9 protein-coding genes are annotated in these 16,009 nt (G+C 53.2%); 7 read left to right on the top strand and 2 right to left on the bottom strand.

The annotated features are described in order from the left end of the window. The first annotated feature begins 71 nt into the window (after window positions 1-71). The 3 genes from AC3RCL_RS01685 to AC3RCL_RS01695 all read left to right on the top strand — a co-directional run bounded on the left by AC3RCL_RS01685 (window position 72) and on the right by AC3RCL_RS01695 (window position 8,135). Window positions 72-6,323 (top strand): 5'-nucleotidase C-terminal domain-containing protein, encoded by a 6,252-nt coding sequence (locus AC3RCL_RS01685; RefSeq protein ID WP_492534331.1) that lies wholly within the window; start codon window positions 72-74, stop codon window positions 6,321-6,323. A 337-nt stretch (window positions 6,324-6,660) separates the two neighbouring features. Then, window positions 6,661-7,149 carry an RNA polymerase sigma factor gene (locus AC3RCL_RS01690; protein ID WP_340962755.1) on the top strand — a complete coding sequence of 163 codons (489 nt, stop codon included), beginning with the start codon at window positions 6,661-6,663 and terminating at the stop codon, window positions 7,147-7,149. 68 nt (window positions 7,150-7,217) lie between these two features. Then, window positions 7,218-8,135, top strand: coding sequence for a hypothetical protein (locus AC3RCL_RS01695; RefSeq protein WP_340962757.1), 918 nt, complete (start codon window positions 7,218-7,220; stop codon window positions 8,133-8,135). Between the two features lie 130 nt (window positions 8,136-8,265). On the opposite strand, the gene AC3RCL_RS01700 is transcribed toward AC3RCL_RS01695, so the two are convergent. Next, window positions 8,266-9,141: a helix-turn-helix domain-containing protein gene (locus AC3RCL_RS01700; protein ID WP_492534333.1), complete on the bottom strand. Its 876-nt coding sequence runs from the start codon at window positions 9,139-9,141 to the stop codon at window positions 8,266-8,268. Window positions 9,142-9,296: 155 nt separating this feature from the next. Here AC3RCL_RS01700 and AC3RCL_RS01705 point away from each other — a divergent pair, with 155 nt between their 5' ends. Then, window positions 9,297-10,616, top strand: a complete 1,320-nt coding sequence (locus tag AC3RCL_RS01705) for a sulfatase-like hydrolase/transferase (RefSeq protein ID WP_492534335.1) — start codon at window positions 9,297-9,299, stop codon at window positions 10,614-10,616. 118 nt (window positions 10,617-10,734) lie between these two features. Here the strand turns inward: AC3RCL_RS01705 and AC3RCL_RS01710 are convergent, their stop codons facing one another. Further along, window positions 10,735-12,651 (bottom strand): beta-N-acetylhexosaminidase, encoded by a 1,917-nt coding sequence (locus AC3RCL_RS01710; protein WP_492534337.1) that lies wholly within the window; start codon window positions 12,649-12,651, stop codon window positions 10,735-10,737. A gap of 441 nt (window positions 12,652-13,092) precedes the next feature. Here AC3RCL_RS01710 and AC3RCL_RS01715 point away from each other — a divergent pair, with 441 nt between their 5' ends. From AC3RCL_RS01715 to AC3RCL_RS01725, 3 genes are all read left to right on the top strand, one after another. Then, on the top strand, window positions 13,093-14,109 hold the full coding sequence (locus AC3RCL_RS01715) for a LacI family DNA-binding transcriptional regulator (RefSeq protein ID WP_012818567.1): 1,017 nt from the start codon (window positions 13,093-13,095) through the stop codon (window positions 14,107-14,109). A gap of 158 nt (window positions 14,110-14,267) precedes the next feature. Beyond that, window positions 14,268-14,588, top strand: coding sequence for a hypothetical protein (locus AC3RCL_RS01720; RefSeq protein WP_492534340.1), 321 nt, complete (start codon window positions 14,268-14,270; stop codon window positions 14,586-14,588). Between the two features lie 36 nt (window positions 14,589-14,624). Continuing rightward, on the top strand, window positions 14,625-15,938 hold the full coding sequence (locus AC3RCL_RS01725; RefSeq protein WP_492534342.1) for an ABC transporter substrate-binding protein: 1,314 nt from the start codon (window positions 14,625-14,627) through the stop codon (window positions 15,936-15,938). Window positions 15,939-16,009 lie beyond the last annotated feature (71 nt).

Here is a 16,009-nt window from a genome sequence, read left to right on the forward strand (position 1 = left end):
CCCAAAACATATCTGGTATATATAGTAAATAAGGTAAGAAAATTTAATAGAATAGAGGAGTGAACACCTGAATGCGCATTCGATTACATAGATGCCAAAGGCCGGTAAGCATGCTTTTGGTTATCGTGATGCTTCTGAGTATCATCGTTCCGTTCAGCCCTGTGAAGGTGGCGGAGGCTTCTCCCCGACATGACCAGGTTGTGATCAGCCAGGTGTACGGTGCCGGCGGGAATAGCGGGGCCACTTATACGTATGATTTTATCGAATTGTTCAATCCGACAGGCAGTCCGGTCGACCTGACAGGCTGGAAGGTACGTTATGCAAGCGCAGCAGGCACTTTTAACAACACGGCCTCTTTAACTGGCATCATAGAACCATATGCCTATTATTTGATTCAACTACAGAGCAGCGGCTCGGTAGGTGCTTCTTTGCCGACAGCTGATGCTGCAGGAGCATTGAACCTTAGCGGCTCCAATGGCAAAGTAGATCTGGTGAACACCGCTGGCGATCGCATCGATCTCATTGGCTATGGGTCCGCTTCAGAGTATGAAACGAGTCCGACCGCAGCTCTATCCAACAGCACGGCAGCGATTCGCAAGGAATTGACCTTTGGTCAAAATGATCGCGGCCGCGACACGGATAACAATGCGGCGGATTTTACCGTTACAACGCCGGATCCCCGGAACAGTGCGAGTCCCGTTACGCCGGTCACGCCTGGCTCGGGCCTTGGAGCGGTAACGGCCAATCCGGAGCCTAATGCCTGGCCAGCCGGAACGGAGATTACGCTGAATCCGCCGACGGTGGGCGCTTCCGTTTATGCGGATGTGTATCTGTCCAGTGGAAATTCGGGATATCAGCTCGTGAATGGCCCGATCGAGATTAACGAGCCTACGCGGGTGGACGCCTATGCAGTCCAGGATGGTTTACCGGATGGACCGGTCTCCTCGTTCCAATATGATATTTTAACGCAAACGTCCGTCGCTGAGGCCCGCAGCAAGGCAAAAGGCGAGCATGTCTGGACGGAAGGCATCATCACGCATATCGAAGGCAGAGAAACTTACATTCAAGATGACACGGCCGGTATCGTGCTCTATGACTACCCGCTTAATGCCAGCGTTGGCGACCGGGTCAGCGTGGCCGGTGTGATGGAGATTTACAACAATCTTCAGGAGATCAAACCGCACGCCCTCCTGCCGCATGACGTAACTGGTGCAAATGCAGGAGTGCCGCAGGCTCTTCAAATCACCGGAGCTGATCTATCTGCAGCTTCGGGAGAGACTTATGAAGCAAGACTGGTCTACCTGGATGATGTCACCATCAAGTCCGAGAATAGACCTGGGGAATACACAGCCGAGCAAGGCGGGCATGAATTCATCATCTATTCCGGCTTGTCCAAGCTGAAGACGGTGAAGACCCTCAGCCGCATCACGGGCGTGGTGAAGCAGTTCGGAAACATTTATGAGCTGATTCCGTTAGGCGAGGATGCCTTAATCGAAGAGATGTTCTCCGTAATCGCAAGTCCGGGTGCCGGACCGATCATTACCGGGGGAACGGTGACACTGTCCAGCCCTACGCAAGGCGCAAGCATCTATTATACGCTCGATGGATCGGTTCCTACGGCTGCAAGCACACTGTACAGCGCACCGATACAGATTGACCGTGACACGACCATCAAGGCGATTGTCGTCTCAGGTGCGGATGTGAGCAAGGTATACGAATTTGCTTACAAGGCCACTCAGCAGCCGCGCATCGCGGATATCCAAGGCGAGGACCATGCTTCGCCGTATAACGGACAGACCGTAACCGATATTGAAGGCGTTGTAACCCAGTACGGTTATACGTTCTCTAACGGCAGCATTAAGGGATTCTATATCCAGGATCCGAAGCCGGATTCCAATCCGAATACCTCGGACGCCATTTTCGTGTATTCCACGGATCCAAACCGTCCTCAAATCGGAGATCTGGTAAGCGTCATAGGTAAAGTGGCCGAGTATAACGAGGGAAGCTCCAGCAACCTGACATCCACTCAAATCGAGCTGCAATCGTTCCAGAAAATCGTGGAGGCACAGCAGCTGCCGGACCCTGTTCTATTAGGCAAAGGCGGACGTCCGATTCCGGCTGCCGTTATCGATAACGACGGCATGACCACGTTCGATCCGGAGGAGGATGCCATCGACTTCTACGAGTCGCTGGAGGGCATGCTGGTCAGACTTCCGCAGCCAACGATCATTAGTCCCTATTGGACAAGCAGCGGCACCTACAACATTGCGACCCGGGTCGAAAATGATGTCGCCGATGTCATTACGCCGGCGGGCGGGCTGGTTCTGAAAGAATACGGCAATTTCAACCCTCAGCGTCTCCTGATTGCTTACGGCAATCCGGGACAAGAAGTGGGTACAGGCGATACATTTGCCGATGATGTGATCGGCGTAATCGGTTATAACAGCGGCAATTTCAAGGTGATTCCGGCTAAAGGCGAATTGCCTCCAATCGACAGCAGTTCTTTTAAGCAAGAGGTATCTACTATTGACGTGAATGCCGAACAGCTCAGAGTAGCGACGTATAATATTGAAAATTTCTACCCTGGCGTAAGCTCTGCCAAAATCAACAAGCTTGCGGAGTCGATCGTAAACAACATCAAGTCTCCGGATATTATCGGCCTTGTGGAAGTACAGGATAATAACGGAGAGCAGAACAACGGAACCACCGCGGCCGATCAAAGCTACCAGACCTTGATTAACGCCATCAAGGCAGCCGGCGGACCAACCTATAGCTTTACCGACATTGAACCAGAGAATAATAACGACGGGGGAGCGCCGGGAGCCAACATTCGGGTCGGTTTCCTCTACAACGCGGATCGCGTCCAGTTATCGGACAGCGTTCAGGGCAAGAAGGGATCCCCGACGGAATCCGTGGCGTATGATGCGGCGAAGGATCAGTTAACCTTGAATCCGGGCCGAATTGATCCTCAGAATGCGGCATTCAACGCATCGCGCAAGCCGCTGGCAGCACAGTTCGAATTCCAAGGGGAAAAAGTGATCGTCATCGCGAATCATTTTAACTCGAAATCCGGAGATCAAGGGCCATTCGGCAATACCCAGCCGCCGGTTCTCTCCAGCGAAACCCAGCGCCATCAGATCGCAGCGGTCGTGAACGGTTTCGTGAAAGACGTGGTGTCTGCTAATCCTGATGCTAACATCGTCGTGCTGGGGGATTTGAATGATTTCCAATTTACCGAGACGGCGAACATTTTAAAGGGCAACGAATTAGACAACCTGATCGAGACGCTTCCGCTCAAGGAGCAGTACACGTACACGTATGACGGAAACTCGCAGGTGCTGGATCATATTCTGGTCAGCAAGAATCTGACCCGTTCTACGCAAGTCGATATCGTGCATCTGAACGCCGATTTCCCGGCCTCCAAGGGCCGCGTATCGGATCATGATCCGGTCGTCGCCCAGATCGACCTGAAGGAAGAAGCCGTGGACGGCTTCCCGCTGACGATTTTGCATACCAATGACACGCATGCCAATCTGGACACCGTAAGCTCGCCGGATAATATTGCGCGCCGGGTTACGGCGATCAAGGAAGCCAAAGCGAATGCGGTCAATCCTCTGCTCGTGGATGCGGGAGACGTATTCTCAGGCACGCTGTATTTTAATCAATATTTGGGACTCGCCGATCTGGAGTTCATGAATTTGGTTCAATATGATGCCATGACCTTCGGTAACCATGAGTTCGATAAAGGCTCCGAGGTGCTGAACGATTTCATTGAGCATGCGGATTTCCCGTTTGTTTCCTCGAACGTGAATTTTTCGGCCGATGCTTTATTGACCCAGAAATTCAAGCATGAAGTGACCCGGGATGCCAAGGATGCAACCATCTACCCGGCCATTATCATGGAGGTAGACGGGGAGCAGGTTGGCCTCATTGGACTGACAACCGAAGACACGGCGAACATCGCTTCGCCTGGAGACGTAACCTTTGAGAATGCGGTGCAAAAGGCAAAAGATACCGTAGCGATGCTCAAGAATGAAGGTATCAACAAAATCGTCGTACTGTCGCACCTCGGTTATGACGTGGATGTCAACCTTGCGAAGGAAGTCGAGGGCATCGACATCATCGTGGGCGGTCACAGTCATACCAAGCTTGATCAGGCGGTCGTGGACCGTTCGGACAGCGAACCGAAGCTGATCGTGCAGACAGGTGAAAAAGGTCAATTCTTAGGCCAACTGGAGGTCGTGTTTGACGACGAGGGTGTTCTGCAGGAGTGGAACAGCAGCCTCATTTCCGTTGACGAGAAAGATAGCAATGAGCAGTATGTCATTCAGCCGGATCCCGAAGCCTTGCAAATTCTGAATACCAAATATAAGCCGGGCGTAGATGAACTGAAACAAACGGAGGTTGGCACGACAGAAGTGAAGCTGAACGGCGTCCGCGCCGATGTCCGCACGAAGGAAACGAATCTCGGCAATCTGATTGCCGATGGCATGCTGGATGCGGCGCAAGCCGCCGGCACGAATGCGGTCATCGCCCTGCAGAACGGCGGCGGCATCCGCGAATCGATTGAAGCAGGCAAAATCACGATGGGTGACGTCATGGCGGTGCTTCCGTTTAACAATGATCTCGTCACGATCACGTTAACGGGCGCCGAGATCAAAGAAGCCATGGAGAACGGGGTTTCCAAAACCCCGGCTCAGGACGGGCGCTTCCCGCATATCGCGGGCATGAAGTTCTATTATGATTCGACCAAGCCGGTTGGATCACGCGTCCTGCGTATCGAGGTGAAAGGCAAGAACGGGTATGAGCCGATCGACATGAATAAATCGTATGAAGTAGCGACGAACGCATTTACCGCTAAGGGCGGCGATTTCTATGCTTCGCTCGAGAAGGCTTATCTGGAAGGGCGCGTGAACCTGCTTTATAAGCCTGACTATGAGGTGTTCTCGAACTATGTGAAAAAGGTAGGCACCATCACGGCCAAGACCTCCGCCGTCGAAGGACGGATTACGGACTTGAAGGGAGCGCCGCTTCCGGGTGGTCCGGGAGAGCCTGGGCCGGGCAACCCTGAAAATCCGGGCACGCCTGGAACTCCAGGGCCGACGACGCCTCCCGTAAATCCATCGAATCCTGGCACGACGCCGCCGGCGGAACCAGGCAAGATCAAGGTGCCGGTTAAGGTGGAGAACGGCGCGGCGGCAGGCAGCGTGACCGGAGCGGCCATGAAGGAAGCCCTGAAACAGCCTGTTGGCGGAAATGTTACCGTAGAGGTAACAAGCACGCAGCCTATCTCTTCTTCATCCGTTACCATCGAGAATGAAGCGCTGCGTGCGTGGCTTGATCAAACAAGCGCGCAGGTGCTGGTGGTAGCGACGCCTTACGGAAGCTATGAACTTCCGAAGACGGAGATCGATCTTCAAGCGCTGGCAGCCCAAGCCGGTTCGGATATGAACAGCCTTCAATTGGTCATTCAGCTTGCTGTCGATGCGGATGCCCTTAAATCAGCGGCGTCCAAAGGATATAAAGCGCTGCAAGCCGTGAGCTACACCGTGACGGTGAAGTCCGGCAGTGGCAAGGCTTTCACGCTGGATTCGTTCCAAACGTATGTGAAACGGTCCCTGAATGTCGACAAATCGCATGCGTTGACAGACATTGCGGTTGTTCGAGTGGATGGAAACGGCGAATACACGCCAGTACCATTCAAGGTGAACGGCCAACGTATCGATATCTATAGCCGAACCAACAGCACGTATCTGGTGTTGCAGAACCCGGTAACGTTCCAGGACATCGCGTCCCACTGGTCTAAGGGTGAGGTTGAATCGCTTGCAGCCCAAATGATCGTAACCGGGCGCACGGATCAGACCTTTGTTCCGAACGCTCCAGTCACTCGGGCCGAGTTCGCAGCGCTTGTCGTCCGGGCATTGGGACTTTCTGCAGACGCTGCGTCAGGCAGCTTCCAGGACGTGGCTTCATCCGACTGGTACGCGGGAGCGATCCAGGCAGCAGTCGATGCCGATATCATTAACGGCTACACGGACGGCACTTTTAAGCCGAATCGGACGATCACGCGCGAAGAGATGGCTGTAATGGCCTACAACGCGCTGGAGTATGCCGGATACAACCCCGTCGACGTGGCAAAAGCTCATTTTGCCGATGCGTCCTCGATCGGAGCTTGGTCTCAAGCAGCGGTGTATGAATTGGCGGCACTTGATATTCTGAACGGAGATCCGAAGCAGCGCTTCAACCCTGAATCGAATGCCACCCGCGGCGAAAGCGCCGCTGTGCTCCATCGTTTGATGCAGGATTTGACGTACGTAAAATAAACACTCTATAGAGGCTGATGTATGCTAGGTTAGCATTTTTGTGATATATGAGTGGGACAACAGCAAATATGCTGAAGAACACTCTATTGATCAACAAAGAGGAAAACAAGAAATGGCGGTGCTAAGGATACGATCCTTGCACCGCCATTTCTTGTTTTTTACTTTCGTTGCACCGCTTCTTTCGTAAATGGGTCGCACACGGAGCTTCTCCTAACAGAAAAAGGAGATAGCCATATCTATCGGGACACCCTCTTTTTTTAATCCGAAAAACTTAAAAACAAAATGTGACCGATCCGCGTCCATAACTGTGTTAAGGGTAAAAGGAGGTCTAAAGGCGATGCAGATCGATTCGCTCCGGCCGGGCGGAGATATTACGGAAACCTATGAATTATATGGCGATATGCTTTTTAAAATAGCAATGGTGTATCTTGGGAACAAACAGGATGTCGAAGAAGCCATTCAGGAGACGTTCATTAAATTGATATATAAAGCGCCCGACTTCAGAGACCAGGAGCATAAGAAGGCTTGGCTCATTCGGGTGATTACGAACCACTGCAAGAACATGCAAGGGAGCCTGTGGCGCAAGCGGGTAACCAAAATGGAGCATATGAACGATTATTTTGTCGAACCGTCGGAACGGACGCTGATGGATAACGTCATGAGTTTGCCGTTCAAGTATAAGTCGGTCATCCATCTGTTTTATTACGAGGATTATTCCGTTAGGGAAATCGCCGGGATTTTGCAGATTAACGAGTCTGCGGTCAAGATGCGTCTTCAGCGCGGCAGGAAGCTGCTGCGCATGGACTTGGAAGGAGAGGACGATTGATGAATCGGAATGACTACAAATCATTGATAGATCGAATAGAACCTGATAAGGGATTGGAGGAGCGAATTATGAAAGGAATGAAACAAAATCAGCGTCAAACGACAAGAATGAGCCGAATGGGGGTCGCCGGCGTCACCGCGGCCATTATGCTGGGGCTGGTGGTAGTGACTTCGCTGGTATTGAATCTTGAGAACGAGCCAGCGGTCAGCGATATCCCGGTGGTTCAACAAGGGACTGGGGCGAATACCCCGCCGACCGCGAAGGTTGGTCACGATCCAATAACCATTCCGAAAATCGAACTTCCGGGCGAGAGCAACGTCAAAGCCGACATGATCGGTTTGGTTGTATACCAGGGCAATATCTACACCCAAACCGGTACGCAAATCACGCCGGAAATCGCCAAGCAGCTGCGGGGCGACAAGCTCGGACGGTCAAAGTCGGGGATTACGGAATGGAGCTCCTCCGATGATTATACGGAGCTTGCTTCGACGATCGGCGAAATGGATATATTCACGGTTAAGGGATATGACGCCGATTTTAGAATCATGTCCTACATGGAGCACGACGGGGAAGTCTACGCCGAATTGTATGAGCATTTGAACGGGATTACGGTGGCCAAGGGCGAGGATATCATCGGCAAGCTGAATCTGATGGGGAACATGACTTCGGTCAAATGGCAGGATTTCGATAGCTGGAACATGGGCGAGAACAAACTGCGCGAGCTTTCCGCCGATGCGGAGGTGCAAGCCTTCGTTGACGCTTTATATGAAGCGAAGCCGATAGCGGCAGAGCCTCTGTTTGAGCAAGGGATCTACGAGACCGGGCCTAGCGAGCAGAAATTTCTGTATATCCAGCTGCAGGACGGGACGGAAGTCCAGTTAAGACTGTTCAAAGGCGGCCAATATGTGCGATATGCCAATGCGCCTGTGTTCTTTCAATTGGAAGGCGCGGCATTCACCACGCTGTGGGAGCTAATGGAGGAATAGGTTCCTGCCGTTTGTAGCCACGAAAAATAGGTAATGTAAAAAGACTAGAGGCTATCCCTAATCGGATGGCCTCTTTTCGTTGCTGTAGGGTCGCTTATAACGATTCCTTTATGCATGACGGTTCCTTGTGTTATTCGCTTGCCGTTGATGATGGGCGATTCGCTTTCACGAATGCGCTCGGCGTCATTCCGAAATACCGGGTAAAGGCGCGGGAGAACGTGAACAAATCCGAATAGCCCAGGGATAAAGCCGTCTGCGTGATGCTGGTTCCCTCGGCGGATAACAGGCGGGGCGCTTTCTCCATGATCAACTGCTGCATGTAGCGGGACGGAGAGATGCCGTATCGGCGGGTAAACGCGCGGGTGAAGTGACTGCGATGCACGCCGGCCCAGGCGGCAAGCTCCTCCACGGATAGGTTCTCCGTGCAATGAAGCCCCATATATCCGGGGACGGACTCGAGCCAGTCGGAAGCAGCCGAAGCAGCGGGGAGGTGCTGGTCCCGGTTGGGATCGATGCTGTGGATCAACTGGAATCCCAGCGACATCAGCTGAAGGCTATGGTCCTGCTGGGGTTGCCGGAGCAATCGCTGAATGTCCTTGATGACAGCCAAGGCATCGTCCCTGAAGGCATTTTGACGATAGGGCCGTTCCGGACATAAATCGACATGCTTCAATATGGACGGCATCAACTCGCCCATAAAGGCCGTCCAGGTGATCCTGGTAGACGGCTCGTCGCAGTCCTTGACATACGTATAGACCGAGCCGGGGAAGAGGCAGAAGAGGTCGCCTTCCGAGAGGGAGACGCTGCTGCCGTCCCATCCGAACCGCACCTTGCCGCTGGCAACGAAATGTATACTATAAAATTCGACCGACCGGGGCCCGACTTTTTCGGTGAAAAAGGGGTGGGATCCGGATTTGAATATCCATAATCCCAGTTGTGTCTCAAAGTGAGCCGGGTTGTTAAAGTATTCTTCTCGGGATGGCCGCTGATTCACTGTTAAACTCATGTGTCCTCCTTCTACCTATAGCGATCATTTCTTTTTTGTTACTGCTATGATGCAACATATTGTATAACATTTGCAAGGATGGAGCATTCCGTATTCGTCGGCCAAAAGGTACGATGATGAGGAACAAGTCGAGCATAGTAGAGGTGAATGGAGATATGAAGCAACCGAATTTTATCGTGATTTATTGCGATGACTTAGGCTATGGGGATCTTGGATGCTACGGTTCGGACACCGTGAAAACCCCGCATCTGGACGGGTTGGCTGATGAAGGCATTCGTTTTACGAATTGGTATTCGAATTCCCCGGTCTGCTCTCCGTCACGAGCCTCATTATTGACGGGCAAGTACCCGGCCCGAGCGGGAGTCGGCGAGATTCTTGGGGCGAAGCGCGGTTCGCATGGACTGCCTGCCGACGAGGTGACGTTGGCCAAGGCGCTCAAGCCTGCCGGGTACAGGACGGCACTGTATGGAAAATGGCATCTGGGCTTGTCCGAGGAAACCAGCCCGAATGCGCATGGATTTGATGAGTTTTTCGGATTCAAGGCAGGCTGCGTCGATTTTTACTCGCACATTTTTTATTGGGGCCAAGCCCATGGTGTCAACCCCCTGCATGACCTATGGGAGAACGAAACGGAGGTTTGGGAGAACGGCCGGTACATGACCGAGCTGATCACGGAACGATCGGTAGATTTCATTCAGCGGTCGCGGGAGCAGGAGGCTCCGTTCTTCTTATTTGCGTCGTACAATGCGCCGCATTACCCGATGCATGCCCCGCAGGAATACATGGACCGGTTTGCGCATTTGCCTTGGGATCGGCAGGTCATGGCCGCCATGATTGCCGCGGTGGACGACGGCGTCGGGAAGATCGTAAAGGCACTGAAGGAAGCCGGCTGTTATGAGGATACGGTCATTTTCTTCTCCAGCGATAACGGACCGTCCTCCGAGAGCCGGAACTGGCTGGATGGGACGGAGGACGTGTATTACGGGGGAAGCGCGGGGATTTTCCGGGGGCATAAAGCAAGCCTGTTCGAGGGCGGAATCCGCGAACCTGCCATATTGAGCTGGCCGAACGGATGGGAAGGCGGGCAAGTGCGAGATGAGGTGGCGGCTATGATGGACCTCGCACCGACCTTTTTGGATCTGGCCGGCGTCGATCCGGCGGCAGGACCGCTTCAAGGCGTTGCGCTGGACGGAAGCAGCCTGAAGGAGATGCTGCAAATGCGCGAGCCGTCGCCGCATCAGCAATTGTTCTGGGAGTATCAAGGCCAACTGGCTGTCCGGGAAGGGGATTGGAAGCTGGTGCTGAACGGAAAACTCGATTTTGACCGCGTGGTTCCGGATCAGATTCACCTGTCCGATCTGTCCAGGGATCCCGGGGAGCGCTCCAACCTGGCGGACCGTTACCCGGAGATCGTGGAACGGCTTAGCCGGGATGTGCGAGACTGGTATGAGGAAGTGCAGCGGCACGGATCCTGAGCGTGAATAGAGCATATCGCCTAAGCCTCAGCGATAAATGCAAAAAAAGCCCCGGCAACCGGGGCTTTTTATTATGTGTTGATGACAGGGTATCAGCAGAATCCGACAGCCGGAACCCTTAAAAAGGATTCAGCACATGGTAGAACACGTTCGGCGAAGCCATGCGGTAATAATGGCTGCACCAGCCGACGCCCTTGTGGTTGTCGCGGTTGGTCGTGCTGAACACCAGCCGTTCCTGGTCAAGTTCCTCGATCCGTGCCGCCCGTCCCTCCACGTATTCCAGTATGCGGAACGATGCGGTGTCCAGGCGGGTGATGACGCCGCCATAGCGGATGTCGATGACCTCCCATCCAAAGGGCTTGAACATCCGGTGCCACTGCGTGCGATGGGCAATGCGCAGCTCTTGCACGGCTTTGGAGATGGCAGGGAGCACGCTCTTGGCCATATGCCTTAAGGTATCGACGTCCTTGGCATCATAGGCTTGCTTCAGCAGAATGCCGATTTCGCTCTTGCGTTTGAGGACGGCGCTCAGCTTCTCCGGCATCTCGAACAGGTAGTCCAGCTCGGCTGTGCTATCGCGCTTCGCCCGCAGGTTTTGCTCCAGCTCGGCATAGTGGTTCGAGAGGTCCAGGCCTTCGATCTGTTTGTCGAACATCCCGAGGAGCACATCCTGATACAGCAAAAATTTCGACGGGTTGCTCTGCTTGGCGTTGTTTGGCTCCTGGCCGGGAATCTCGTCCAGATCCTTCAGCAGGAGGAACGCCTCCATGTCGATGCCCGTACAGAATTTCACCCGTTCCGCCAACTGAGCCGGGGAAGGCTCCTGTTCCGAGTAGGCATGCTCGGCATAAAGCTGCAGACCGAGCAGCGCCGCGAACGGATTTCCTTCGTTGCCGTCGTCGCCCCACATCGTGGCGTATACCTCGCGGATTCCTTCCTGCTTGCACACTTGAAGCGCAACATTCGATGCGTTCAGGGACAACCCGTAGTTGACGCCGAATGTGTTAAAGATCCAGACGGCTCCGGCAAACACGAGGTTGCAGCCCAGCGGGCGGTGATTGGCGATCAGCTGCTCATAGTCCGCCGGCTCCATGTGGGTGTAATCCCAGTACACCATATCCACATCCTTCGGGATGCGGTGGGCCATATCCTCCGGGATCGAGGTGTCCTTGTCGTAATACGCCGCATCGCCGCCTCCGCCGGCAGCGAGCTTCAGGAACATGTCGCTCCACATCATCGGCTTCAGGCCGCGCTTGCGGACGGCAGCCAGGACTTTGTCCAGATGGGCGATCATAATGTCGAAACGGCTCACATAACCGTTGTGATCCAAATATTTACCACGTCCGAGCTCCTCCGCTTCGTCCATCCCGATATGAATCTTGTTGCTGCGGAACGGAGCGCTGGCAGCCTCGATCATCCGTTCAATCAGGGAATCGGTCTGCTCGCTGCCGACGAGCAGGGCACCCTTCGTATCGCGGTAATGCTTGATGGGCTCCCACTTCAGAAACTCCTCGAGGTGCGCCAAGGTTTGGATGCTTGGAAAAGCCTCGATGCCGAATTGATCGGCATAATCGTCCATCTCTTTCAGCTCCGCCTGCGTGTAGCGACCGCGCATATAACCGAAATACGGCTCGCCTTCGATCTGGTAGGTGTCCTCCATGTACAGCATCACGCTGTTCATTCCCATCAGGGCCATTTTATTCAGCATGAGCTTAAAGCTGTCCACGGTCAGCACGGCGTTGCGGGACAGGTCGAACATCGGGCCAATTTGGTCAAATTGCTGGCGTTCGTGAAGGTGGAACGAATCGCTTTGGCGGCTATGTTGAACCAGCAAGCCGAGTCCCCGGAAAAATTGATGTTTTCGTCCGTAACGAATATAGGCGCGGTCTCGGTCCCTGCCGACCTCCAGATCGCCATCGGACAAGGCTGCCTCAACGGGGATGCCGTTTTCCCCAAGTTCGACGCCAAGCTCCTCCAGCAGCAGCTCAATGCCTGGCATGACATCCGTAACAGCGCCCTCGAAACGAAATTTCATATGAAATCCCCCTGCATCCATGATTTTGCGAACATTAAACATTATATCATTATAATGTTTAATGTTATGGGAATCGCCGCTGGAAATCAATCCTTTGTTTGCAAAGTTAGAGGAGTTATCACGACCTATATCAAACGTACAGCGGATCGTGGACGAGTTATTCATTTACGAATTGATTAAAAAAAGAACAGAAAACGGGATTGACACTGCCGATAACCCGGTGTATTTTATATACAAATCGTTTTTGCAAAAACGTTTTGCATAATCAGAACATCGATCATTGCGTCATCCGGCGCTCCATTCTTCAACGAGAAAGCGCCGTAATCGGCCAAGATTTGATAGCGTTTACGTATGCGTTGGTTTGAACTCTTTTTTTTCTTCTACAGCTCTGCATTTATAGTCTAATCAAATGCTTTCCTATAATTTTGGATAAGGATGATCATGATGGCAGCAACCATAAAAGACGTCGCCCGTGAGGCCGGCGTAGCGGTTTGTACCGTGTCGTTTGCGGTCAATGGCTCCGCGCATGTAGCGGAAGCGACCAAGAAGCGGATATTCGATGCAATCGAGAAGCTGAATTACCGGCCGAACCAATCCGCGCGCGGACTGGTTACGAAGAAGACGAACAACATCGGCCTGGTGGTCGAGGATACGGTGGACGGTTTGGAGAATACCATTCTCCTCGACGTCGTCAAGGGGCTTGGAGAGGCGACGGGAGACAACAATTACGATTTGCTGCTGTCTTTTCAGAAGCCGAGTACGAATAAATTGGCGGATCATCTGCTGGATGTCTACCGCAAACAATCGGCGGATGGGCTGATCCTGATGGGCGCGGCCATTAACCAGCCGTATGGGGAGCTGATCAAGAACCGGTTTCCTTTTGTCCTGCTCGGGAGGCCCACAATGCCCGGGGTGTGTCACAGCGTCAATGCGGATAACGAGCAAGGCGCCTATGAAGCCGTTAAATATCTGATCGGCAAAGGTCATCGCCGGATTGCGCTCATCACCCCATGCTCGCTGGAAGTGGATGCCTCGCTGGACCGATATAACGGCTACCGCCAGGCCATGGAGGAATTAGGCGACGGGTTCGATGAGCGGCTGGTGGAGATCGGTTCCTTCGAAGAAGACAGCGGGTATACGGAAACGGAGAAGCTGCTGAACAGAGCCGAGCGTCCTACCGCCATCATCGCCGGACGCGACGTGATCGCTTCCCGCGTCGTCGAGAAGGCTCAGGAGCTGGGTTACAAGGTGCCGGAGGACCTGGCGGTGATCGGATTCGATAACACGGCCGTGTCCCAGTTGGCCCGGCCATCCATTACATCGATCGAGCTGCCGATGCGGCAGATGGGCCTGGAAGCAGCGAAGCTGTTAATGCAGTTGATTGACGGCGAAATTCGTTTTGACGATATTCAGACGATCGTTTTGCCGTGTACCGTCATTGAAAGAGAATCGACCTGAAAACGGATATTTTCGTTGGACGATTCTTTTTTTTGAAGGGTGCAAAAACGTTTTTGCACCCTGTTAACCTTGAAGGGAGTGATGCGGGTCCAATTTAGACATCTAAGACTTCACATAAATGTAAGCGAATTCATTAAACGCTTAGGGGAGTGAACGTCATGATCCATTTTAGAAAAATCGTAAGCCTCATTTTGATTTCCTCACTAATGATCATCATCGCAGCGGGCTGTACCAGCAGCGGACCCAATACCGCCAGCCCGTCACCATCCGAACAGCCTACCCCAACGGATAACAAAACACCAGCCGAATCAGCCGGAGAAGATACCGAAAAATCTAAAAGCGGCACGATCCAAATATCCTTGCGCGGTGCCTCAGCCGAGGTTTGGGGCAAGGTAGCCGACGCTTACATGGCTAAGCATCCGGACGTGAAGGTCGTCGTGGATATCAAGCCGGCCGAGGGCTACCGCGAATGGCTGTAGGCTCAGTTTGCCGCCGGAGAGCCGGAAGCCGATTTTGTGAACACGAATGAAAACAGCGACCTGAACGAAGACCAGAAATTCGTGGACTTCAAGCCTTGGCTGGAGACGGAGAACCCATACACCGGAAAGCTCTGGAAGGAAAGCTTCAACCTGGACGGCATGGGCGTCAATCTGGATGACCCTAACCTGCAAACTTTGCAAGCGCTTAACTTTGAATCGGTTCAAATCCTCTGGATGTACAACAAAGAGATGTTCGAGAAAGCGGGGATTACCGATACCCCTAAAACGTTCGATGAACTCATCGCGACCTACGACAAACTGAAGGCGGCGGGTCATATCCCGTTCACGATCGGTGGCAACGCGCTCTCCCTGTGGAGCGGTCAGGCGGGCTGGCTCATGCGCATTTATCCGGACCAGTACTTCCGCGATTACGTGGAGCTGATCAAATCAAAGCCGGAAGATTATACGTACATGCCAAACATCGACGATAACTGGAAGTTCGACCTGAGCGACCCGTACAACGATTCCCGTTCCAAAGTATCGACGAACGAGCTGCGGATGTACCAGGCGATCAAAAACAAAGTCGGCCCGTATAAAGTCGAGGGCAATCCGGCGTGGCGCGAAGTCATGACAAATCTGAAAACCTTGTTCGGTTACGCGCCGGACGGTTTTATGGGCATGTCCGAGGAGCAGGCCTACAAGCTCTTCCTGACAGGCAAGGCCGCAACCATGGTCGCGCTTCCGTCCTCCTATTGGCAGCTTCCCAAGGATTTTGCCGATGCGGAAAAAACGGGAGAGAGCGGCGGCGTGAAATCCTTCGACTTCGGATTCTTCAACATGCCTTCCATGGAAGGGGAGCTGGTCCAGGCTCCGGCGAGAACGATTCACATCTACACCGGCTTCTACGGCTTCGTGAAGAAGAATGCGGAGCAAACCGCCCTGAACGTGGATTTCATGATGTATTTGACCAGCCCGGAAGGATATAAAGTGTACCTGGAAGCCGTCCAAAATTCCAAAGACGCCTCCCTGAACGGCGCGCCGCTGCTTAACGATATCGAGCTGCCGGAAGAAATGAAGAAGACGTTCGAATCGTTTGACGCGATCGGGAATACGGAAGGGCTGAACAGCCCGGGCAACGTGTTGGCCCGCGGTCTCCATGACTATCAGCCGTCCGTGCAAAGCTATATCGGTCTGATCTCCAAATACTTCAACGATGAAATCGATGTGGATCAGCTGCTGAAGCAGTACCAGGCGGATATTGACGCCAAATTCGAAGCCATGCTCAAGGAACGCAAAAAAGAACTCTCCGATATCGAGAATCCGGAGCGTCAGCCGCCTGTCAGACAGTAGCATTAGAAGGCTGTGAATAACTGTAAGGTGCAGGACTTCGCCTTCATCGGTGGAGTTCTGCGGGTTCACTT

The sequence above is a fragment of the Paenibacillus sp. MT86 genome (assembly GCF_058792535.1).

What these genes read in the sequence shown, in the direction of transcription:
- AC3RCL_RS01715 (WP_012818567.1), top strand. Translation starts at nt 13,093, where the DNA reads ATGATGGCAGCAACCATAAAAGACGTCGCCCGTGAGGCCGGCGTAGCG.
- AC3RCL_RS01720 (WP_492534340.1), top strand. Translation starts at nt 14,268, where the DNA reads ATGATCCATTTTAGAAAAATCGTAAGCCTCATTTTGATTTCCTCACTA.
- AC3RCL_RS01710 (WP_492534337.1), bottom strand. Translation starts at nt 12,651, where the DNA reads ATGAAATTTCGTTTCGAGGGCGCTGTTACGGATGTCATGCCAGGCATT.
- AC3RCL_RS01700 (WP_492534333.1), bottom strand. Translation starts at nt 9,141, where the DNA reads ATGAGTTTAACAGTGAATCAGCGGCCATCCCGAGAAGAATACTTTAAC.
- AC3RCL_RS01690 (WP_340962755.1), top strand. Translation starts at nt 6,661, where the DNA reads ATGCAGATCGATTCGCTCCGGCCGGGCGGAGATATTACGGAAACCTAT.
- AC3RCL_RS01685 (WP_492534331.1), top strand. Translation starts at nt 72, where the DNA reads ATGCGCATTCGATTACATAGATGCCAAAGGCCGGTAAGCATGCTTTTG.
- AC3RCL_RS01695 (WP_340962757.1), top strand. Translation starts at nt 7,218, where the DNA reads ATGAAAGGAATGAAACAAAATCAGCGTCAAACGACAAGAATGAGCCGA.
- AC3RCL_RS01705 (WP_492534335.1), top strand. Translation starts at nt 9,297, where the DNA reads ATGAAGCAACCGAATTTTATCGTGATTTATTGCGATGACTTAGGCTAT.